We start from the raw sequence: 21,322 nt of genomic DNA, 5'->3' as shown, positions 1-21,322 counted from the left end.
TGGATCATATGAGTGCTCGACCCACCACGCGCCCCCGCGTGCCTTATTTCTCGTCCGGCCCCTGCGCCAAGCGCCCCGGCTGGACCCCGCAGGCCCTGGCCGATGCCGCCCTGGGCCGCTCACACCGTTCCCCCCTCGGCAAGGCCAAGCTGATTCAGGCGATCGACCTGACCCGTGAGGTGTTGCAGGTGCCCGCCGACTATCGGATCGGGATCGTCCCGGCCTCCGATACCGGCGCCGTCGAGATGGCGATGTGGACCATGCTGGGCTGCCGCCCCGTGGCCGTCGCCGCGTGGGAGGCCTTCGGCAAGGAGTGGGTCACTGACGCGCTCAAGCAGCTCAAGATCGATCCGGTGATCCACCAGACGCCCTACGGCGTGCTGCCCGACCTTTCGGCGATTGATACGAAGAGCAGCGACGTCGTCTTCACTTGGAACGGCACCGCCGCGGGCGTGAAGGTGCCGGACGGCGAATGGATCCCCGCCGACCGCGAGGGGCTGACGATCTGCGACGCCACCTCGGCGGCGTTCGCGCAGCCCCTGCCGTGGGATAAGCTCGATGTCGTCACCTTCTCCTGGCAGAAGGTGATGGGTGGCGAGGCCGCCCACGGAATGCTCATCCTCTCGCCCCGCGCCGTCGCCCGGCTCGAGAGCCACACCCCGTCCTGGCCGCTGCCGAAGGTGTTCCGCCTGACCAAGGGCGGCAAGCTGATCGAGGGCATCTTCAAGGGCGACACGATCAACACGCCCTCCATGCTCGCGGTCGAGGATTACATCGACACGCTCACCTGGGCGCAGCGGATCGGCGGGCTCGAGGCCCTGCATGGACGTGCCGATGCCAACGCGGCGGCGATCTATACCTGGGTCGAGCGTACCCCGTGGGTGGCGCCCCTGGCCGTCGATCCGGCAACGCGCTCCAATACGGGCGTCTGCCTCGTGATCGCCGATCCGGACGTGCTGGCCAAGGGCGACGACGCCGTGGCATCGCTCGCCAAAGGCATCGCCTCGCGGCTTGAGAAGGAGGGCGTCGCCCTCGACATCGCGGCCTACCGCGATGCCCCCGCCGGGCTGCGGATCTGGTGCGGCGCCACCGTGGAAACCGCCGATGTCGAGGCGCTTCTGCCGTGGCTCGACTGGGCCTTCGCCCAGGAAAAGGCCGCGCTGACCGCAGCGGCCTGAAAACCCGCGCCCTTCCCTCGAGGGGCGTTGTGAACGCTTAGAAGCTCACCCCGTCATTGCGAGCAAAGCGAAGCAAGCCAGAGATCCGCCGAGGTCTCGAAATGTCCCGCCGCGCTGGATTGCTTCGCTGGCACTCGCAATGACGACGAGGATGTGAGGCGCGCACCGCGCGAAGCGGCGGCGCCATGCGGACGCACGCCCTGTTTCCTTCCAGCGCCGGAGGCCCCATGCCCGCGCAGCCCCAGACCCCCAAACGAGTCCTCGTCTCTGACGCCCTCTCCGAGGCGGCGATCCGCATCTTCAAGGATCGTGGCATCGAGGTCGATTTCCGCCCCGAACTCGGCAAGGACCGCGACGCGCTGATCCGCGAGATCGGCGCGTATGACGGCCTCGCCATCCGCTCGGCCACCAAGGTGACGCCCAAGGTCCTGGAGGCCGCGACCCGTCTGAAGGTGATCGGCCGGGCGGGGATCGGCGTCGACAATGTCGATGTCCCCGCCGCGACGGCGAAGGGCGTGATCGTGATGAACACGCCCCACGGCAACGCCATCACCACCGCCGAGCATGCCATCGCGATGATGTTCGCCCTGGCGCGCCAGATCCCTCAGGCCGATGCCTCGACGCAGGGTGGCAAGTGGGAAAAGAACCGCTTCCTCGGCATCGAGCTGACCGCCAAGACCCTCGGCGTGGTCGGCTGCGGGAATATCGGCGCCATCGTCGCGGAACGCGGCATCGGCCTGAAGATGAAGGTGATCGCCTACGATCCGTTCCTTTCGGCGGAGCGCGCCGTGGCACTCGGTGTCGAGAAGGTCGAACTCGATGAGTTGCTGGCCAGGGCCGACGTCATCACCCTGCACGTGCCGCTCACGGACAAGACGCGCAACATCCTGTCGGCCGAGGCGCTCGCCCGGACGAAGCCTGGAATCCGCATCGTGAATTGCGCACGCGGCGGCCTCCTGGACGAAGTCGCGCTTCGCGCGGCGCTGGATTCCGGCCATGTGGCGGGGGCGGCGCTCGATGTGTTCGCCGTGGAGCCCGCGCAGGACAATCCCCTCTTCGGGCATCCCAACGTGATCTGCACGCCTCATCTCGGCGCCTCGACGGCCGAGGCGCAGGAGAATGTGGCGTTGCAGGTGGCCGAACAGATCTCGGCCTATCTCGTGGATGGCGCCATCGCCAATGCGGTGAACTTTCCGGCGATCAGCGCCGACGAGGCGCCGCGTCTGCGCCCCTTCGTGGAGCTGTCCGAAAAGCTTGGCTCGTTCCTCGGCCAACTCACCGAGGCGCCGGTCACCGGCATCCGCGTCATCTACGAGGGCGCGGTGGCCGAGATGAACACCCGTGCGCTCACGGCGGCGGCAGTGACCGGGGTGCTCCGGGCCTTCCGCTCCGATGTGAACATGATCTCGGCTCCTGCGCTGGCGCACGAGCACGGCATCGTCGTCGATGAGGTTCGCCGGGGCGGCGCACACAGCAACTTCGAATCGGTGGTGCGGATCACGGTCGAAGCGCAGGACATGCCCCGCGACGCGGCGGGCACCGTGTTCCAGGACGGCAAGCCGCGGGTGATCGAAATCCGCGGCATCGCCATGGATGCCGCCTTCGCGCCGCACATGCTGTTCGTACGCAACCACGACAAGCCGGGCTTCATCGGCCGGTTCGGGAGCCTGCTCGGCGAGGCGGGGGTGAACGTCGCGACCTTCAACCTCGGCCGTGAGCGCGAGGGCGGCGACGCCATCGCCTTCGTGGCGGTGGATGGCCGGGTACCGGAGGAGGTCCTGGCTCAGATCACCGCCATCCCGCAGGTGAAGCGGGTGCGGGCGGTGCGCTTCTGAAGGTACTCAGCCCGTCATTGCGAGCGAAGCGAAGCAATCCAGGGGCGGAGGTCTACCTTCCGAGCTTGGCGCCTCCCTGGATTGCTTCGCTGACGCTCGCAATGACAGAGAGCAAATGAAGAAGGCCCCGGCTCTCGCGAGCCGGGGCCTTCTTCGTCAGAGCGTGACGCTCAGTAGTTGTAGGCGCGCTCGCCGTGATCGGCGATGTCGAGGCCCTCGCGCTCCTCTTCCTGCGTGACGCGCAGGCCGATCGTCAGGTCGACGAGCTTGTAGAGGATAGCCGAGCCGATACCCGACCAGAGCAGGGTCAGGCCGACCGCCTCGGCCTGCACGATGACCTGGCTCATCATATCGTAGGCGCCGACGACCAGCTCACCCGGCTTGGTGGTGTAGTCGGGGATGCCGACGCCGCCGAGCTTGGGATCGACGAGGATGCCGGTCGCGAGAGCACCGAGGATGCCGCCGACGCAGTGGACACCGAAGACGTCCAGGGAGTCGTCGTACCCGAGGGCGTTCTTCACGGTCGAGCACATGATGAAGCAGACCACGCCCGCGACGAGGCCGAGCACGATCGAGCCCATCGGACCGGCGAAGCCGGAGGCCGGGGTGACAGCCACGAGACCGGCGATGGCACCCGAGACCATGCCGAGCAGCGACGGCTTGCCCTTGAGAGCCCACTCGGCGAACAGCCACGCCACCGCCGCACCGCAGGTGGCGACGAAGGTGTTGAGCATGGCGAGCGCGGCGGTGCCGTTGGACTCGAGGTTCGAGCCGGCATTGAAGCCGAACCAGCCGACCCACAGGAGCGAGGCGCCGATCATGGTCATGGTCAGCGAGTGCGGGGCGAGCAGGTCACGGCCGTAGCCGATGCGCTTGCCGAGCATCAGGCAACCGACGAAGCCCGCGATACCGGCGTTGATGTGCACCACGGTGCCGCCGGCGAAGTCGAGGGCACCCTTCTGGAAGAGGAAGCCGGCATCCTTGTTGACGGCATCGAGGGCCGCCTGCGCGCTCGCCTTGGAGGCGTCGTCCGTGGCGGAAGCCAGAGCCTTGGCAGCGCCCGCAACCACATCCGGACCGCCCCAGTACCAAACCATGTGGGCCATCGGGAAGTAGATCAGCGTGACCCAGAGGATCACGAACACGACCAGCGCCGAGAACTTCATGCGCTCCGCGAAGGAGCCCACGATGAGCGCGGGGGTGATCATGGCGAACGTCATCTGGAAGCAGATGTAGACGTATTCGGGGATCACTACGCCGTTCGAGAAGGTGGCGACGGTCGAGTTCGGATCGACGCCCTTCAGGAAGACCTTCGAGAAGCCGCCGACGAAATCGTTGATGCCGCCGCCATTGGTGAAGGCGAGGCTGTAGCCGAAGAATACCCAGAGCAGGCCGGCGATCGCGACGATCGCGAAGACCTGGGTGAGAACCGAAAGCATGTTCTTGGTGCGGACGAGGCCGCCGTAGAACAGGGCGAGGCCGGGAACGCTCATCATCAGCACGAGGGCCGAAGAGATCAGCATCCAGGCGGTGTCGCCCTTGTTCGGGATGGGCGCCGCGGGCGTGGCCGCAGCGGCGGCCTCGGGCGTCGGCGTCTGCGCGAGCGAGGGCTCGACCAAGAGGAGGGCAAGCGCCGCTCCTCCCAAGCCGAGCGAGAGGGCAGTACGGAGTTTCATGGGCACGAGGCTCCCGGTCGCTTAAGCGGTGTGGAAGATCGAAGAGGGAATGGGGTCGATCGAACGGGCGCTGCCGGGCGGTCCGGCGCGGCCCCTTCGCTCAAAGGGCGTCGGCGTCGGTCTCGCCGGTCCGGATGCGCACCGCCTTTTCGAGGGGCATCACGAAGATCTTGCCGTCACCGATCTGGCCGGTGCGGGCGGCACCCGCGATGGCATCGACGACGCTGGAGGTCAGGTCGCTGGCGACCGCCACCTCGATCTTGAGCTTCGGCAGGAAGCTGACGGCGTATTCGGCGCCGCGATAGATCTCGGTATGGCCCTTCTGACGGCCGTAACCCTTCACTTCGGTCACCGTCAGGCCGTGCACGCCGATGCCGGTGAGGGCGTCGCGCACCTCTTCCAGCTTGAACGGCTTGATGATGGCCATCACGATCTTCATGGGTGGCACCCCCTTGTTGAATACTTGGGATCCGACGCCGAACCAGCGCCACGAGGGATCCGGGTGGCCCACACGGCCAGGATGGCCTGCGGTTGCTCCCCCCTATTCAAGGACTGTGCCAGCCAAGCTCGGCCGTAACGACGGCTCCCGCACACAGGCTGCCCGAAAATTAGCCGGTCAATTGCCTACGTGTTGGACAACGGGCAAAATCGTATGCCCACGGAACCGGCATATTGCGCACAAACAGCGTAGGGCGACGCCAAAGGCGTCGCTTACGTCTCTTCTCCCTTTTTAATCCAGGCGCGGCCGGATCAATCCCTCCTGGGCAACCGACGCGACGAGCCGCCCGTCGCGATCGAAGATCTGGCCGCGGGCGAAGCCTCTGGCTCCGGCGGCGGCGGGGCTGTCCTGCGCATAGAGAAGCCACTCGTCCGCGCGAACCGGCCCGTGAAACCACAAGGCATGGTCGAGGCTCGCCGCCTGGACCTGCGGGTCGAACACGGAGCGCCCGTGGGGAATCAAAGCCACGTCGAGCAGCGTCATGTCGGATGCGTAGGCCAGCACCGCCCGGTGAAGGGCCGGATCGTCGGGCAGCGTCGCCGCCGCGCGCAGCCAAACGTTGAAGACAGGTTCGCGCGGCTCACCGCCGCGATAGCGCCGCAGATCGACCGGGCGCAGGTCGATGGGCCGGGGCCGCGCGAAATAGGCGGCGATGGCCTCGGGCAGGGCGAGCCCGGCCATCGCGGCGATCTCCCGCCCACCCGGCAACCCTTCAGGGCCCGGTACGTCGGGCCGTTCCGTCCCGTGGGCGAAGCCGTCTTCGACGATCTGGAACGAGACCGTGGTGGCGAAGATCGCGCGGCCATTCTGGATCGCCTTCACCCGGCGTGTGGTGAAGCTCTGGCCGTCGCGCAGGCGCTCCACCTCGTAGACGATGGGGATGCGCGGATCCCCAGGCAGCAGGAAATAGGCGTGCAGGGAATGGACCGGGCGATCGGCCGACACCGTGCGCTGGGCAGCGACCAGGGCCTGCGCGACGACCTGCCCGCCGAACACGCGGCGCCAGCCGGTCTTGGGGTTGTGACCTCGGAACAGGTCGGTTTCCAGCTGTTCCAGATCGAGGATGGCGATGAGTTCGGCGACCGCCTCGGTCATCGCGTCGGTGTCGGCATCGGACATTCAGGGGGGATCCGCAGGCCTGGGGTTTCCGTTCCAGGTTCGGATGCGACATAGGCTTGTGCATCCGCGCGGTCCATCGGCCGCCCAAGAAGCCGCCCCAGGAAAACGGAGACTTGCGATGACGGCCAGCGCGCTCGCATCGGCCCGGAACGGCGCCCGCCCGGGCAGCCGCACGGTGCTGATCGCCGGAGGCGGCCTCGCCGGGCTGACCCTCGCGCTCGCTTTGAAGCATGCCAACGGCGCGGCGCTCCAGGTGGCGGTGCTCGATCCCGGCGGGGCCGCGCCGGAACGCCATCGCGGCCGGGCCTACGCCGTCGCGGCGGGCGGGCGCCGCATGCTCACGAGGCTCGGGGTGTGGGAGGCGATCACCGATGCGGCGGAGCCGATGACCCGCATGGTGATCAGCGACAGCCGCCTCGCGGATCCGGTGCGGCCGTCGTTCCTGAACTTCGGCGACACCCCGCTCGAAGTCGACGAGCCCTTCGCCCACATGGTCGAGGCCGAGCCCTTCGGCGCAGCCCTGCGAGAGGCCTGCCTCGCCGCGGGCGTATCCCTGATCGAGGCGGCGGTGATCCGCGCCACCTGCGAGGGCGGAACGATGCGGACCGAACTCTCGACGGGGGAGACGATGACGGCGGATCTCCTCGTCGCCTGCGACGGCGCCCGTTCGCGCCTGCGCGAGGCCGCGCGGATCGGCTGGGTCGGCTGGTCCTATCCGCAGGTCGGCATCGTCGCGACCATCGGTCATGCGAAGCCGCATGACGGCCGCGCCTTCGAGCATTTCCTGCCGTCCGGCCCCTTCGCGATCCTGCCCCTGCGGGATGGCGGGCCCCTCGGCCACCGCTCGTCCATCGTCTGGACGGAGCGGAAGGCGGATGCGGAGGCGCTGCTCTCCGGCGATGCGGACGAGGTTCTGGGCGAGATCGCCCGACGGTTCACCCTGGATCTCGGGGAGATCGCTCTGGAGCACGGGCCACACAGCTACCCGCTGTCGCTCGGCCTCGCACGGGCCTTCCAGGCGGAACGCCTCGCGCTGCTGGGCGATGCCGCCCACGTCATTCACCCCATCGCGGGCCAGGGCCTGAACCTCGGCCTCGCCGACGCGGCGGCTCTGGCCGAGGGGGTGAGCGATGCGATGCGCTTGGGCCTCGATCCCGGAAGCCCGGACGTGCTCAAGGCCTACGAGCGCGCCCGCCGGTTCGACACGCTGGCCATGGCCGCAGCCACCGACGGGCTGAACCGGCTTTTCTCGAACGATGCCCTGCCCCTGCGGCTCGCCCGCGATTTCGGCCTCGGCCTCGTGGACAAGCTGCCGGGGCTGAAGGGCTTCTTCATCCGCGAGGCGGCGCAGCAACGCCAGAGCGTGCCGCGCCTGATGCGGTGAGGACGGACCTCAGGCCTTCTTCTTCGCCCGCTCGATGCCCTCGGCGATGAGGCGGTGCGCCTCTTCCTTGTCGCCCCAGCGGACGAACTTCACCCACTTGCCGGGCTCCAGATCCTTGTAGTGCTCGAAGAAGTGCTGGATCTGGTGGATCGTGATCTCGGGCAGGTCGGTGTAGTTCTCGACCCGGTCGTAACGCTTGGTCAGGCGGCGCGACGGCACGGCGATGATCTTCTCATCCTCGCCGCCCTCGTCCTGCATCACCATCACGCCCACGGGGCGTACGCTCATCACGGCGCCCGGGATGATGGCGCGGGTGTTGGCGACCAGCACGTCGCACGGGTCGCCGTCGCCGGAGAGGGTGTGCGGGATGAAGCCGTAATTCCCGGGATAGAACATCGGCGTGTAGAGGAAGCGGTCGACGACCAGCGCGCCGGATTCCTTATCCATCTCATACTTGATTGGCTCGCCACCGAGCGGCACCTCGATGATGACATTGACGTCATCCGGCGGGTTCTTGCCGATCGAGATCGCGTCGATATTCATGGGGTCGCTCCCTGAGGCGGATATGGCCGCGCTGAGCGTCTCATAGACATGCGGGCGTCTGCTGGAAATTGCCCTTTAGCAACGAAACGGGGAAAGCGTTCGCTCAGACGAACACGTAGCCGACCTTCGCCAGGGTGATGCCGCCCACGCGATCCGGCACGAGCGGCCCGCGTTGTCCGCCCATGCTTTGATAGAAGGCGCCCGCCCGGGCATTGTCCTCCAGCGTCCAGACGCCGAGCCGCCCCAAACCGTGATCGGCGAGGTCGTTATGCACCGCACGGAACAGGCGGCGCCCCAGACCGAGGCCCTGATATTCCGGCATCATGTAGAGTTCGTCGATCTCCCCATCGGTGCCGAGCGTGCGGCTGCGAGCGCGCCCGTAAGCGGCATAGCCGACGACGGAATCACCGGTCTCCACCACGGCGAGGGGCCTCCCCCGATTCAGAGCGACCTTCCACCACGTCCGCCCGCGGCCGGAGATCAGCCGCTCCAGGGCGACGCCGGGGATGATCCCGCGGTAAGCCTCGCGCCACGCCGCGTCGAACACCCGTGACAAGCCGCCGAGGTCGGCCTCCCTGGCCCGGCGGATGCTCGTCGTGCGCGTGGTCATCGGCTCGGCCTCCCGTCTCTGTCGGCAAACAACCCCCGGATCCGGCGCAGGTTCGATGCGGATCCGGGCAGAGTGAAGGCAAGATCGGCGCCGTTTCGGCGCAGCGCATTTGCCGGGCTTCCCCCCTGCTGGTACAGGCGGCCCATCGCCTTCCGGACACATCGTGCTCAAACGTTTCATCAAGCCCGAGACGCGCTACGCCCGCCGCATGGCCCGCATCGCCCGCTTCGAGCGGCCGATCGGCGGCGCGGGCAGTCGGCTCATGGCCTGGGCCAACATGCTGCTCGTCGACCACGGCGTGTTCCGCCTCGCCTATCTCAACCGCCACCGGGTCGGTGGGGGCAAGATCTGGCGCTCGGCCCAGCCCGGCCCGCACCAGCTCGCGCGCTTCCGCGCCGAGGGCGTGCGCACGGTCATCTCCCTGCGTGGGGGGCGAGAGCACGGTTCCTGGCCGCTTCAGCGCGAGGCCTGCGAGCGCCACGGGCTCACGCTGGTGGAGTTCGTGCTGCGCTCACGCGAGGCACCGGACAAGGCGACGATTCTCGCCGCCAAAGCCTTCTTCGAAGGCATCGAGTACCCGGCGGTGATGCACTGCAAGTCGGGCGCCGACCGGGCGGGTCTCGCGGCGGCCCTCTACCTGATCCTGCACGAGGGACGCCCCGTGGCCGAGGCTGCGCGCCAGCTCTCGGCCCGCTACGGCCATTTCCGCTTCGCCAAGACCGGCATCCTCGACGCCTTCTTCGACCGCTATCTCGCGGAGGGCGAGCCCAAGGGCCTCGATTTCCTCACCTGGGTCGAGACCGTCTACGATCCGGAAGCCCTCAAGCGCGATTTCCGGCCGGGCTTCTGGTCCGACATGGTCGTGGACCGGGTGATCCGGCGGGAATAGGGGACGCCCCGCTCTCCGGCCCCTACTCTGCCGCAGGCCGAGCCATCTCGCGGAACGGGTGGGCCGGGTAGGTGCCGATGATGCGCAATTCGCGCGAGAAATAGCCGAGTTCATCGAGAGCCCGGCGCAAGCCCGGCTCCTCGGGATGGCCATCGACCTCGGCGTAGAATTGCGTGGCGGTGAATTCGCCCTCGATCATGTAGCTTTCGAGCTTCGTCATGTTGACGCCGTTCGTCGCGAAGCCACCGAGCGCCTTGTAGAGAGCCGCCGGAATGTTGCGCACCCGGAAGACGAAGCTCGTCACGAAGGCCCCCTCCCCCGGAATGGGCTCCGGCTCGGGCGAGAACACCACGAACCGCGTGGTGTTGTGGGCGGCGTCCTCGACGTCGCGCATCAGGATCTCGAGGCCGTAGACCTCCGCCGCCAGCGCCGGAGCGAGGGCGGCGCGGCTCGGATCACCCGCTTCGGCGATCTCCCGCGCGGCACCCGCTGTGTCGCCGCTCACCACCGAGCGCAGACCGAGGCGGCGGATGATCCGGCGGCATTGGCCCAAAGCATGGACATGGCTGTGGGCGCTCTTCAATGCTTCCACCGGCGTGCCCGGCAGAACCATGAGCTGGAAGTGGATCGGCAGGAAGTGCTCGGCCACGATGTGAAGAGTCGAGGTCGGGATCAGGTGGTGGATGTCCGCCACCCGCCCGGCCAGGGAATTCTCGATCGGGATCATCGCCCTCTGGGCGCGCCCCTCGGTCACCGCCGCGAACGCATCCTCGAAGGTCGGGCACGGGAGCGAGGACCAGTCCGGATAGGCCTGGGAGCAGATGATGTGCGAGTTGGCGCCGGGCTCGCCCTGGTAGGAAATCGTGCGGGGGGACATCGTCTCTATCGGGTTCAGTTGAGGCGGCGGCGCTGCATCACGGCGCGCGCCCTTTCGAGATCTTCGGGGGTGTCGACCCCGAGGGGCAGGTCGTCCACGATCACTGCGTCGATGCGCATGCCCGCTTCGAGGGCACGCAGCTGTTCCAGTTTCTCGCGGGTCTCCAACTCGCCCGGCGGCAAGGCGACGAACCGGACCAACGCCTTCCGGCGGTAGGCGTAGAGGCCGATGTGGTGCCAGAGCGGCCCCGGGCCGTAGGGCGCCCGGGCGCGGGTGAAATAGAGGGCCCGCAGGCGGCCGGGCGCCACCTCGTGGCCCACCAGCTTCACGACGTTGGGGTTGTCCGCCTCGTCGGGATGGGTGATCGGCGCACAGAGCGTCACGATGTCGACCGTCTTGTCCGAGAGCGGCACCACGGCGGCGCCGATGATCGCCGGGTCGATGGTCGGCAGGTCGCCCTGTACGTTCACGACCACGTCGTGCCGCCCCTCCGGGTCGATGCTCTCCAGCGCTTCGGCGAGGCGGTCGGAGCCCGAGGGATGGTCCGGCCGCGTCAGCACGGCGAGGCCGCCCGCCGCCTCGACCACCTGCACGATCTCCGGCGTATCCGTCGCCACCACGACGGGGCCGATTCCGGCCTCTACCGCGCGGCGCCAGACATGGATGATCATCGGCTCGCCCGCGATGTCGGCCAGGGGCTTGTTCGGCAGGCGGGTGGCGGCGAGTCGCGCCGGGATGAGGACCAGGGGATCGGACATGGCTCGAAGGGTCCGTGGAAGGCTCGGGTGCATATCAGGCCATGTCCCGATTGTCGTCCCCAGGCATGAGTGCGGGGCCGCTGCGTAGGCAGGACGGTGACAATACTGGCAGAATCCTGCAGGCACCGCCCCCCCGCGACCCCGCGACCCCGCGCAGCGCCATTGTCAAGATCGGTGCGAAGCGGCTAAGGCACCCTCGAAGCCTTCCAGAGAGCAGCCTTGCGGCCGGGTCAGCCCGCGCAGGTGCGGCCGGGAACGTAGAGAGGCCCATGAACTCGTTCGAGGTGAACAAGATCGCCGGTGCCGTGCTCGGCGCCTTGCTGTTCGCGGCCGGCTCGGGATTCGTGGCCGAGCTCATCTACCACCCGAAACCCGCCGGGAAGGCGGGCTACGACCTGCCCGAGGCGGCGGCCGAGGCGCCCGCTGCGGCCGCAGCCGACGCGAAGGTCGAGCCTATCGCCGTGCGGCTCGCCAGCGCCAGCGCCGAGAAGGGCCAGGGCGGCACGAAGGCGTGCCATGCCTGCCACAGCTTCGAGAAGGGTGGCCCGAACAAGGTCGGCCCGGACCTGTGGGACGTGGTCGAGCGCAAGAAGGCCGCTCACGAGGGGTTCGATTACTCGGCGGCGCTGAAGGAGAAGGGCGGCAGCTGGACCTATGCCGACCTCGACGAGTTCCTGACGAACCCCAAGGCTTACGCCAAGGGGACGAAGATGGCCTTCGCAGGCATCGCCTCGCCGACGGACCGCGCGAACGTCATCGCCTACCTGCGCAGCCTGTCCGACAGCCCCAAGCCGCTGCCCGCAGCCGAGAAGGCTGCGGACAAGCCCGCCGCTCAGCCCGCCGCCGCCAAGGAAGGCGACAAGCCCGCCGCTGCCCCCGCGGCCGAGAAGCCGAGCGCCGACAAGCCCGCTTTGAACAAGGGCTCCGAGGGTAAGGATTCGCCGGCCAAGCCCGCCGACACGAACACCGCCAAGCCTGCGATCGAGAAGCCCCCGGGCAGCCCGCGCCCCGAGGGCAACGGCAGCGACCGCAATGCTCCGGCCCCGCCCGCGAACGCGCATGACAGCGACCAGACCGGTCAGCCGTCGAGCCTGATCCCCGCCGAACAGGATGCCCCCTCCGCCCCCGCCACGAAGGAGCCGCCGGCCAAGGCGAACCCGGAAGCGGTGGAGAAGGCAAAGGAACTCGACGTGGGCACGCCCAAGCAGTAGGCGCCGCGCAGGAACGAGAGGCCGGGCTGATCGCCCGGCCTTTTGCGTTTGAGGCGGAGGATGGCGGCCCCGCGCGGTTTCACCGTTCCGGCCACAATTTCTCGTTCCAAACCAGCGTCCATTGCAACGGAAGATGCTTTAGCGGTAGCCGCAGCAGAAGCGCAGAGGATGCCCCTTTGCCGGACGACGTGACCCGACCCATGACGCCGCGACAGGCGCCGCTCGCCCTTCTCGTCGCGGTGACGATGACGGGCACGGTGGCGCTGCACATCTTCGTGCCCGCCCTCGCTGCCGCCGCCCTGGACCTCCACACCGACGCAGCGGGCATCCAGTCCACGATCACGGTCTACCTGATCGGCCTCGCGGGTGGGCAATTGCTCTACGGGCCCCTGTCCGACCGCTACGGCCGCAGGCCGGTCCTGATCGGTGGCCTCACGCTGTATCTCGCGGGGCTGTTGCTCGCGATTCCCGCGCCCAATCTCGGCGTGTTGCTGCTGGCGCGGGCGATGCAATCGCTCGGCGCCTGTTCCTGCCTCGTGATCGGCCGCGCGATGGTGCGCGACGTGTCCACCCGGGAGGACGCGGCGCGCAAGCTCGCGATCCTCGTCACGGCCATGACCCTCACGCCCGCCCTCGCCCCGGCCATCGGCGGTGTGGTGAGCCACGCCTTCGGCTGGCGGGCCGTGTTCGTCCTGCTGGCCCTGGTCGTCGCCATCCTGGGGACATTGGTCATCGTGATCCTGCCGGAGACCAACCGGCAGAAGGTCGCCCTGCCGGGGGCCGTGGCGGTGCTTGCCGCCTATCTGCGCCTCGTGCGCCTGCCCGCCTTCCGCGCCTATCTCGTCGCCGGGGGATGCGGCGGCACGAGCCTTTACGCGTTCCTGGCGGTAGCGCCGTTCCTGCTCGTGAACCGGCTTGGACGCTCGCCACAGGAAGTGGGGTTCGATTGCCTGCTGGTGGTGTTCGGCATGGTGGCGGGCGCGGTGCTGGCGAGCCGCATCGCGGGCCGGGTCTCGATCCTGCGCGCGGCCCGCAGTGGCAACCTCGTCTGCATCGTCTCGGCGCTGGCGCTGCTCGCGATCGACAGGGCCGGCCTGCTCCAGGTCGAGACGCTGATTCTGCCCCTCTTTCTCTACGCGGTCGGCGTCGGCATCCTCAGCCCCAACGCCGTGGCAGGACTGATGAACGTCGATCCACACGCGGCGGGCTCGGCCTCGAGCCTCTACGGCTTCACGCAGATGAGCTTCGGCGCCCTGTTCACTGCCGCCGCGACGGCATGGCCCGCCACCTCGGCGGCGCCGGTCGCCCTCACGCTGCTGGCGGCCGGGCTGATCGCCGCGCTGTCACTGCGGCGGGGCTGAACCTTCAGCGGCCTGCGGGGAGGATCACGCCTGACAACGTGGCGGCGAAGCCCTCGCGCAACTCAACCCAGAGCAGCCGGGCCGGGTCGACCGGGCCGGGCATGGCGAGCTGGCCCGGCGGCACGGGTGTGAAACCGAACCGCGTGTAATAGGGCGCATCGCCGACGAGGATCACGAGGCCCTCGCCCGCCTCCCGCGCGGCGTCGATAGCGGCATGAGTCAGGGCCGAGCCGATCCCGCGCCCCTCGAAGCTCGGATCGACCGCGAGCGGCCCGAGCATCAGGAAGCCCGCCTCTCCCGCCCGCACCGGGCTCATCCGCACCGAGCCGACGAGGAAGCTGCCCACGGAAGCGGTGACGCCGAGATCGCGCCGGTACGGGTTGCCTTCGCGCAGGCGATAGGCGGTGCGCGCGAAGCGGCCGGGCCCGAAGGCGCGGGACTCCAGGCGAGCGATGGCGGGGGCGTCCTCCGTCCGCTCGGGGCGGACGACGAGGGAGAGTGAGGTCACGGCGTGGCGGCTCCGCGGAAACGTGAGCCGCGTAACAGTGCGGAGGCGCGGCGGCAAACCAGAACCGGTTCGGTGCGCGCCTCCGCTGACGTCAGGCGGCCTGACGCGCCTCGTCCTCGATCAAGTCGTCGGCGGGGCCGAAGAACTCGTACTTCACCCGCGAGGCCGGGATGCCGAGGCGCAGGAGCCCGTTGAGGAGATCGCGCAGGAACGCCTTCGGGCCGCAGAGATAGTAGGTCGCCTGCGCCTGAGGCGTGTTGGCGACGAGCCATTCGGCGGTGATCAGGCCGCGATGGTCGTAATCGCGTCCCTGGCGGTCCGACCCTTCGGGGGCGGCGTAGAAGGTGGCGAGTTCCACGCCGCCATGGTGCGCGGCGAGCGTCCGGGCCCGCTCGCCCAGGGCGTGGACGCGCCCGTTCAGGGCTCCATGGACGTACCAGACCGGCCGGTTGTGCCGCTCGTCGGCCAGGGTCTCCAGCATGCTCATCATCGGCGTGAGCCCCACGCCGCCGCTCACCAGCACAACGGGATCGGACGCCTCCGTATCGAGGAAGAAATCGCCCGCCGGGGGCGCGAGCCTGAGCCGGTCGCCGGGCTTCACCTGCTCGTGCAGCCACGTGGAGGCGATGCCCTCGCGCTTGACGGTGATGCGATAGGCGCGGCCATTCGGGGCGCAGGAGACGGAGTAGTTACGCTTCAGGACGCCGATGCCCGGCACATCGAACAGGAAGCCGAGATACTGGCCCGGCCTGTGCCGCAGCACCGGGCCGCCATCGGCGGGAACGAGTACGAAGGAGCGGATCGTCTCGCTTTCCGGCGTCACACTCTCCACCACGAAGTCGCGCCAGCCGTTCCAGCCTCCCGTACCGCTGGCGAGGTCACGATAGATCGCCGCCTCGCGGCCGATCAGCACCTCGGCGAGGAACCAGTAGGCTTCGCCCCAGGCGGCGCAGATTTCGGCGGTGGCGGCATCGCCCAGCACGTCGCCGATGGCCCCGAGCAGGGCGCCTGCCACATGCGGATAATGCTCCGGCAGGATGTTCAGCGCCACGTGCTTCTGCGCGATCCGCTCCACCGCGCCCGCCAGGACGGACAGGTTGTCGATGTTGCGGGCATAGGCCAGCACCGCCTGCGCCAGCGCCTTCGGCTGTGAGCCGGTCTCGCCGTGATGCGACTGGTTGAAGAGATCCCGCATCTCCGGGTTCTCTAACAGGCGCTCATACATGCGCCGGGTGATGGCGAGACCGTGGGCTTCCAGGGCGGGTACGGTCGCCTTGATCAGGGCGATGGTCGCGGGGCTGAGAGGGGTCGGCATGGCAGACTCTTAAGGTGCATTCGACATGAACCTTATGTGCGCGCCATTTAAAACATGCAAGTGAAATACATGTTTCTCGCTACCGAGAGGCGCGGCCTCGCGCTTCGTGGTAAGCGGAAGGTGAGGAATTCAAAATGCGCCTGACCCGCTACACAGATTACAGCCTGCGCTCGCTGATCTATGTCGGCTTGCAAGAGCCTGCGCAGAGCTCGATCGGCGAGATCGCCCGCGCCTACGGGATTTCGGAGAATCACCTGACCAAGGTGGTCCACCAGCTCGGGCGACTGGGGTTGATCCGGACGATCCGCGGGCGCGGCGGCGGCCTGCGCCTCGCTCTTCCGCCGGAGCAGATCGTGATCGGGCAGGTGGTGCGGCAGACCGAGGACGACCTCGCCCTCGTGGAGTGCTTCGCCTCCGGCGCCTGCATCATCACCGCGCCGTGCCGCTTGAAGCAAGCACTCGGCGAGGCGCTGTCGGCCTTCCTCGCCGTTCTCGACGGCTACACCCTGGCGGATCTGCTGAACGATCCCGGATCAGGTGATGTCGCCCGCCTTCTGGGTGTTGCCAAGCCCGACTTGACCAACGCCGACCCTGCGCTCGCGGAAACCTGAGTCACGTGGCCCGCGCGGAGAAGTCGATCCGCGGATCGATCCAGACATAGATCAGGTCGGAGAGCAGGTTCACCGCAAGGCCGATCAGCGAGAAGATGTACAGGGTCGCGAAGACCACCGGATAATCCCGGCCGACGATGGCGCGGAAGGAGAGTTCTCCGAGCCCGTCGAGCGAGAAGATCGTCTCGATCAGCAGCGAGCCGGTGAAGAAGGCCGAGATGAAGGCGCCGGGAAAGCCCGCGATGACGATGAGCATCGCGTTGCGAAAGACGTGCCCGTAGAGAACCCCGCGCTCGGACAGCCCCTTCATCCGGGCGGTGAGCACGTATTGCTTGCGGATCTCGTCGAGGAACGAGTTCTTGGTCAGCAGGGTCGAGGTCGCGAAGGCGCCGATCACCAGGGCGGTGAGCGGCAGAGCCATGTGCCACGCGTAATCGGTGATCTTGTGCCAGAGGGTGAAGCTTTCCCACCCCTCACTGGTCAGGCCTCGCAGCGGGAACCATTGGTAGAACGATCCGCCTGCGAACAGGATGATCAGCATCAGGCCGAACATGAAGCCCGGCACGGCGTAGCCGACGATCACTACCGCCGAGGTCCAGCGATCGAAGCGCTCGCCGTCCTTCACCGCCTTGCGGATGCCGAGCGGGATCGAGATCGCGTAGGATAGGAGCGTCATCCACAGGCCGAGGGAGATCGAGACCGGCAGCCGCTCGCGGATCAATTGGATGACGCTGACGTCGCGAAAGTAGCTGCGTCCGAAATCGAAGCGGATGTAGTTCCACATCATCAGCGCGAACCGCTCGGGCGCCGGCTTGTCGAAGCCGAACTGCTTTTCGAGCTTGGCGATGAATTCGGGGCTGAGCCCCTGCGCGCCGCGATAATTGGAATTGCTGGCGCCGCCAGTCCCGCCGCGCGATCCGCCGCCGAGATCGCCGCTACCGCCGGTGACGCGGGACAGCGACCCCTCGCTCTGTCCCTGGAGTTTGGACAGAACCTGCTCCACAGGACCACCGGGGGCGAATTGTACGATAGCGAAGGTGATCAGCATGATGCCGAGCAGGGTCGGGATCATCAGGCCGATCCGGCGCAGGATGTAGCTCAGCATGGGGCCGGGGTGCTCGTGGCTGTCTCACACTCCATCGTCATTGCGAACGCAGCGAAGCAATGACGACGGGAAGGTCTGGTATCCATCCTCACTCCCGACCGATCTTGCGCGCCTTATCGGGGTCGAACCACCACGTCGCGGGGGCGCCGAGATCGTATTTCGGTGGGTCCGGCGGACGCCCGAACACATCCCACAGGGCGAGGCGGTGCTGTGCCGAATACCACATCGGAACCCAGTGCCGTCCGGCGCGCAGCACTCGGTCGAGTGCCCGGCAGGCCATGGTGAGAGCCACGCGGGACTGTGCCCCGGCGATGGCGGCGAGCAGCGCGTCGACCGCCGGATCCGCGATGCCGGGCAGGTTGTTCGAACCCGTCGTCGCGGCAGCGCGGGAGCCGTAGAGGTCACGCAGTTCCGCCCCCGGCGAGACGCCGCCCGAATAGCGGCGGGGGGTGAGATCGAAATCGAAATCCTTCAGCCGCGACTGATATTGCGACGGATCCACCATGCGGCTCGACGCCTTGATGCCGACGAGCCCGAGGTTGCGGATGAAGGGCTGCGTCACCGGTTGGAAGACCGGGTCGTCATCGAGGATTTCAATCGACAGCGGCTGGCCGCCCGGCAGGCGCATCTCGCTGCCGCTGCGGGTGCAGCCGGCCTCGCGCAGCAGCGCGTCGGCGCGCTTGAGCAGCGCCCTGTCCTGCCCCGATCCATCCGAGACCGGCGGCTGCCAGGGCTCACCGAACACCTCGGCCGGAAGCGTGTCGCGGAACGGCGCCAGCAGGGCCAGTTCCTCCGGTCCCGGAGGCCCGCTGGCCTTCAGGTCGGAATTCTCGAAATACGAGGCCGTGCGCTTGTAGGCGCCGAACATCAGGTTCTTGTTGGCCCATTCGAAATCGAAGCACAGGCCGATCGCCTCGCGGATGCGCGGGTCCTTGAACTGGGGCCGACGCTCGTTGATCCACCAGCCCTGCGTGCCCGAGGGCCGGGCATCCGGCACGGTCTCACGGACCACGCGCCCCTCGACGGCGGCGGGGAAGTCGTACCCCGTCGCCCAGACACGGGCGGTGAATTCTTCGCGAAAGGTGAAGGCACCACTCTTGAACGCCTCGAAGGCCACGGTGCGATCGCGGAAATACTCGTAGCGCAGGCTCTCGAAATTGTGCCGCCCGACATTCACCGGCAACTCGGCGCCCCAATAATCGGGCACGCGTTCCAGTCCGATGGACCGGCCGGGATCGACGGAGGCGACACGATAGGGGCCGGAGCCGAGGGGCGCGTCGAGGGTCGAGGCCTCGAAATCGCGCTTGGCGTAATAGTCGGCCGAGAAGACCGGCAATTGCGCGACGATCAGGGGCAGATCGCGGGCACGGCCCGGCGCGAAGGTGATGACGACGTGCCCATCGCCCTCGGCGCGGGCGTCGGTCATGTCGCGGATCGTCTCCGCGATCTCGGGGTGACCTTTGTCGCGCAGGATCTTCAGGCTGAACGCGACATCCCGCGCAGTGAGCTTCGAACCATCGTGGAAGCGCGCCTGCGGCCGGAGCGCGAACCCGTAGGTCAAGCCGTCCTCGCTGATGGTCACGGAACGGGCGAGGAGACCGTAGATCGCGTCTGGCTCATCCAGGGCGCGGGTCATCAGGCTGTCGAAGGTCAGGTTGACCCCCGCCGCGCCGGAGCCGCGCAGGACGTAGATGTTGAGGGTGTCGAACGTGCCGAGCGACTGGTTGCCCGTCGTCACCGCCAACTGGCCGGAAAACCGCCCGCCCTTGGGGGCCATGGGGTTCACGTAGCGGAAGTGGGCGAAGTCCTGCGGATAGGTGAGGTCCCCGAAGCTCGACAGGCCATGGCGCTCGTCCGGTGCGGCGGCGCGGACCGGGCGCGGCAGAGCAGCGGCGGCGAGACCGCCGAGGACGAGGCCGCGCCGTGTCGCCCTCACCGGGGCGCCCCCGTCTTCGCCGCCAGCGCCTCGTCATACCACCACGTCGTCGGGAACCCGGAATTGGCGTAGAGCGGCAATATCGCCGGATGGTTGAACCGGTTCCAGCGGAGCGTCCGCTGCCGGTCGGATGCCCATTGCGGCACCACGAAATCATGGGCCAGCAGCACCCGGTCGAGGGCGCGGGTGGCAGCGATGACGCCCTCGCGGTCGGGGGCGAAGATCACCTTCTCGATCAGCGCGTCGATGCCGGGATCCTTGATGCCGACAAGGTTTCGCGAGCCAGGCGTGTCGGCCGCCCTCGACCCCCAGTATTCCCGCTGCTCGTTGCCGGGCGAGAGGGACTCTCCCCACCCCGTGGTGGTGATGTCGAAGTCGAAATTGCGGATGCGGTTCTGGTACTGTGCCTGATCGATGACCCGTAGGGTCGCGCCGATGCCGATCAGCTTCAGCTGAGCCGAGAACGGCAGGATCACCCGCTCGAACGTGTTCTGGAATTCCAGGAACTCGACGGTGAGCGGCGTGCCCGTCTTGTCGACCATCTGGCCGCCCTTCAACTCGTAGCCCGCCTCGCGCAGGAGGCGCACCGCCTCGCGGAGGTTGGTACGCACCGCCTCGGGGCTGTCGTTGACCGGGTTCTTGTAGGGCGTGGTGAAGATCGAGGCCGGAACCTTGTCCTTCACGCTCTCCAGGACCTCGCGCTCCTTCCCCTCGGGCAGGCCCGAGGACGCGAGTTCGGAGCCGAAGAAGTACGAGTCGATGCGCTTGTACAGGCCGTAAAACAGCGACTTGTTCATCTCCTCGTAGTTCATGGCGAGGTTGAACGCCCGGCGGACCCTTGGATCCTTGAACTTGTCCTTGCGGGTGTTGAACACGAACGCCTGCATGATGCCCGTGCCCTTGTCGGGGAAGGCTTCCTTGATCAAGCGCCCGTCCTTCACGGCCGGGAAGTCGTCATAGGCCGTCGCCCAGTTCCGGGCGATGTTCTCGACGCGGAAATCATAGAGGTCGCCCTTCAGCGCCTCGACCAGCACGGTGCCGTCGCGAAAATACTCGTAGCGGATGGTGCCGAAATTGTTGCGGCCCGCGTTCACCGGTAGGTCCTTGCCCCAGTAATCCGCGACGCGCGTATAGGTGGCGGTGCGGCCGGGCTCGAACTTCTCCAGCTTGTAGGGGCCGGAACCCAGCGGGATCTCCAGGCTCGTCTCGGTGACGCTGCGCGGGCGGCCGTCCGCGTTCTTGCCCTCCCACCAATGCTTGGGCAGCACCCGTAGCTGGCCGATCACCTGGGGCAACTCGCGGTTGCCCTTCTCCGAGAAGGTGAATGTCACCTCGCGCGGGCCCGTCGCCTCGGCCTTCGAGACCGTGTGGTAATAGGCGGCGTAGAACGGCGAATTCGCCTTCAGCACGTCGAAGGACCACGTGACGTCCTCGGGCGTGATCGGCTTGCCATCGTGCCACTTGGCGCCCTCGCGCAGGCGGTAGGTGACCGAGCCGAGATCGGGGGCGATACGGATCGCCTCCGCGAGCAGGCCGTAGGAGCTGAACGGCTCGTCGGAGGATTCGGTCGTCAGCGTGTCGTAGATCTGCTGGATGCCGCCTTCGAGATCGCCCTTCAGGCCGGACACGACGATGTTGAAATTGTCGAAACCGCCCTGCGAGCCGAGCCGCACGAGGCCGCCCTTGGGGGCCTTGGGGTCGGCATAGTCGAAATGCGTGAAATCGGGGCCGTATTTCGGCTTGCCCATCAGCGTGACGGCATGGGTCCATTCGCCGTTCGCGTCGGGCGGCGCGGGCTGCGCATGGGCCGGGCCGACCATGCAGGCCGCCAGAAGAGTGCCGTTGAACAGGCGGCGGGTCACGGGCTGCGTCACGCTTAAGCTGCCTCCGGTCCTCGCGAACCGCCG

Annotated in this window: 19 protein-coding genes; 7 read left to right on the top strand and 12 right to left on the bottom strand. The window is 67.9% G+C overall.

Translation table 11 applies throughout. The features are described 5' to 3' along the window. Positions 1 to 8: 8 nt before the first annotated feature. Together J4O73_RS09435 and serA are read left to right on the top strand one after the other, a co-directional pair. A complete protein-coding gene (locus tag J4O73_RS09435) occupies positions 9 to 1,178 on the top strand; it encodes a phosphoserine transaminase (protein ID WP_426216677.1) in 1,170 nt (389 codons plus the stop codon). 227 nt (positions 1,179 to 1,405) lie between these two features. Further along, positions 1,406 to 3,013 carry a phosphoglycerate dehydrogenase gene (serA, locus tag J4O73_RS09430; RefSeq protein WP_426216675.1) on the top strand — a complete coding sequence of 536 codons (1,608 nt, stop codon included), beginning with the start codon at positions 1,406 to 1,408 and terminating at the stop codon, positions 3,011 to 3,013. 170 nt (positions 3,014 to 3,183) lie between these two features. On the opposite strand, the gene J4O73_RS09425 is transcribed toward serA, so the two are convergent. The 3 genes from J4O73_RS09425 to tesB form a co-directional block, all read right to left on the bottom strand. Further along, positions 3,184 to 4,689 carry an ammonium transporter gene (locus tag J4O73_RS09425; protein WP_426216673.1) on the bottom strand — a complete coding sequence of 502 codons (1,506 nt, stop codon included), beginning with the start codon at positions 4,687 to 4,689 and terminating at the stop codon, positions 3,184 to 3,186. 100 nt (positions 4,690 to 4,789) lie between these two features. Then, the gene (locus J4O73_RS09420; RefSeq protein ID WP_238248428.1) at positions 4,790 to 5,128 is read right to left on the bottom strand and encodes a P-II family nitrogen regulator; all 339 of its coding nucleotides are present in this window, start codon (positions 5,126 to 5,128) and stop codon (positions 4,790 to 4,792) included. Positions 5,129 to 5,419: 291 nt separating this feature from the next. Next, a complete protein-coding gene (gene tesB / locus J4O73_RS09415) occupies positions 5,420 to 6,283 on the bottom strand; it encodes an acyl-CoA thioesterase II (protein WP_426216889.1) in 864 nt (287 codons plus the stop codon). Between the two features lie 142 nt (positions 6,284 to 6,425). Between tesB and J4O73_RS09410 the strand changes: the two genes are divergently transcribed. Then, a complete protein-coding gene (locus J4O73_RS09410) occupies positions 6,426 to 7,691 on the top strand; it encodes an FAD-dependent monooxygenase (protein WP_426216671.1) in 1,266 nt (421 codons plus the stop codon). Between the two features lie 9 nt (positions 7,692 to 7,700). Here J4O73_RS09410 and ppa read toward each other — a convergent pair whose 3' ends face one another. Both ppa and J4O73_RS09400 read right to left on the bottom strand, forming a co-directional pair. Beyond that, positions 7,701 to 8,234: an inorganic diphosphatase gene (gene ppa / locus J4O73_RS09405; protein ID WP_426216670.1), complete on the bottom strand. Its 534-nt coding sequence runs from the start codon at positions 8,232 to 8,234 to the stop codon at positions 7,701 to 7,703. Between the two features lie 103 nt (positions 8,235 to 8,337). Further along, complete coding sequence (locus J4O73_RS09400; protein ID WP_426216668.1) at positions 8,338 to 8,844, bottom strand: GNAT family N-acetyltransferase; 507 nt, start codon at positions 8,842 to 8,844, stop codon at positions 8,338 to 8,340. Positions 8,845 to 9,007: 163 nt separating this feature from the next. Between J4O73_RS09400 and J4O73_RS09395 the strand changes: the two genes are divergently transcribed. Further along, the gene (locus J4O73_RS09395) at positions 9,008 to 9,733 is read left to right on the top strand and encodes a tyrosine-protein phosphatase (RefSeq protein ID WP_426216666.1); all 726 of its coding nucleotides are present in this window, start codon (positions 9,008 to 9,010) and stop codon (positions 9,731 to 9,733) included. 22 nt (positions 9,734 to 9,755) lie between these two features. On the opposite strand, the gene J4O73_RS09390 is transcribed toward J4O73_RS09395, so the two are convergent. Continuing rightward, positions 9,756 to 10,610: a prephenate dehydratase gene (locus J4O73_RS09390; protein ID WP_426216664.1), complete on the bottom strand. Its 855-nt coding sequence runs from the start codon at positions 10,608 to 10,610 to the stop codon at positions 9,756 to 9,758. Between the two features lie 14 nt (positions 10,611 to 10,624). Then, on the bottom strand, positions 10,625 to 11,368 hold the full coding sequence (locus J4O73_RS09385) for a 3-deoxy-manno-octulosonate cytidylyltransferase (protein WP_378967179.1): 744 nt from the start codon (positions 11,366 to 11,368) through the stop codon (positions 10,625 to 10,627). A gap of 269 nt (positions 11,369 to 11,637) precedes the next feature. Between J4O73_RS09385 and J4O73_RS09380 the strand changes: the two genes are divergently transcribed. Together J4O73_RS09380 and J4O73_RS09375 are read left to right on the top strand one after the other, a co-directional pair. Then, complete coding sequence (locus J4O73_RS09380) at positions 11,638 to 12,579, top strand: c-type cytochrome (protein WP_426216662.1); 942 nt, start codon at positions 11,638 to 11,640, stop codon at positions 12,577 to 12,579. Between the two features lie 200 nt (positions 12,580 to 12,779). Then, a complete protein-coding gene (locus J4O73_RS09375) occupies positions 12,780 to 13,940 on the top strand; it encodes a multidrug effflux MFS transporter (protein ID WP_426216660.1) in 1,161 nt (386 codons plus the stop codon). Positions 13,941 to 13,944: 4 nt separating this feature from the next. Here the strand turns inward: J4O73_RS09375 and J4O73_RS09370 are convergent, their stop codons facing one another. Both J4O73_RS09370 and hmpA read right to left on the bottom strand, forming a co-directional pair. Next, positions 13,945 to 14,448 carry a GNAT family N-acetyltransferase gene (locus J4O73_RS09370; protein WP_426216658.1) on the bottom strand — a complete coding sequence of 168 codons (504 nt, stop codon included), beginning with the start codon at positions 14,446 to 14,448 and terminating at the stop codon, positions 13,945 to 13,947. Positions 14,449 to 14,539: 91 nt separating this feature from the next. Continuing rightward, positions 14,540 to 15,763 (bottom strand): NO-inducible flavohemoprotein, encoded by a 1,224-nt coding sequence (gene hmpA / locus J4O73_RS09365; protein WP_426216656.1) that lies wholly within the window; start codon positions 15,761 to 15,763, stop codon positions 14,540 to 14,542. Between the two features lie 134 nt (positions 15,764 to 15,897). Between hmpA and J4O73_RS09360 the strand changes: the two genes are divergently transcribed. Further along, positions 15,898 to 16,374: an Rrf2 family transcriptional regulator gene (locus J4O73_RS09360; protein ID WP_426216655.1), complete on the top strand. Its 477-nt coding sequence runs from the start codon at positions 15,898 to 15,900 to the stop codon at positions 16,372 to 16,374. Position 16,375: 1 nt separating this feature from the next. On the opposite strand, the gene J4O73_RS09355 is transcribed toward J4O73_RS09360, so the two are convergent. The 3 genes from J4O73_RS09355 to J4O73_RS09345 all read right to left on the bottom strand — a co-directional run bounded on the left by J4O73_RS09355 (position 16,376) and on the right by J4O73_RS09345 (position 21,235). Next, entirely contained in the window at positions 16,376 to 17,479 is a 1,104-nt protein-coding gene (locus J4O73_RS09355; protein ID WP_426216653.1) for a microcin C ABC transporter permease YejB, read from the bottom strand. Between the two features lie 88 nt (positions 17,480 to 17,567). Then, entirely contained in the window at positions 17,568 to 19,415 is a 1,848-nt protein-coding gene (locus tag J4O73_RS09350; RefSeq protein WP_426216651.1) for an extracellular solute-binding protein, read from the bottom strand. Further along, a complete protein-coding gene (locus J4O73_RS09345) occupies positions 19,412 to 21,235 on the bottom strand; it encodes an extracellular solute-binding protein (protein WP_426216887.1) in 1,824 nt (607 codons plus the stop codon). Before J4O73_RS09345 ends, J4O73_RS09350 begins: the two co-directional genes overlap by 4 nt. Between the last annotated feature and the right edge of the window lie 87 nt (positions 21,236 to 21,322).

It is taken from the genome of Methylobacterium sp. NFXW15, assembly GCF_049887755.1.
GTDB lineage: Bacteria > Pseudomonadota > Alphaproteobacteria > Rhizobiales > Beijerinckiaceae > Methylobacterium.
The sequence above is the reverse complement of the archived record's forward strand: the minus strand, read 5'-3'. Positions and strand labels throughout refer to the sequence as shown.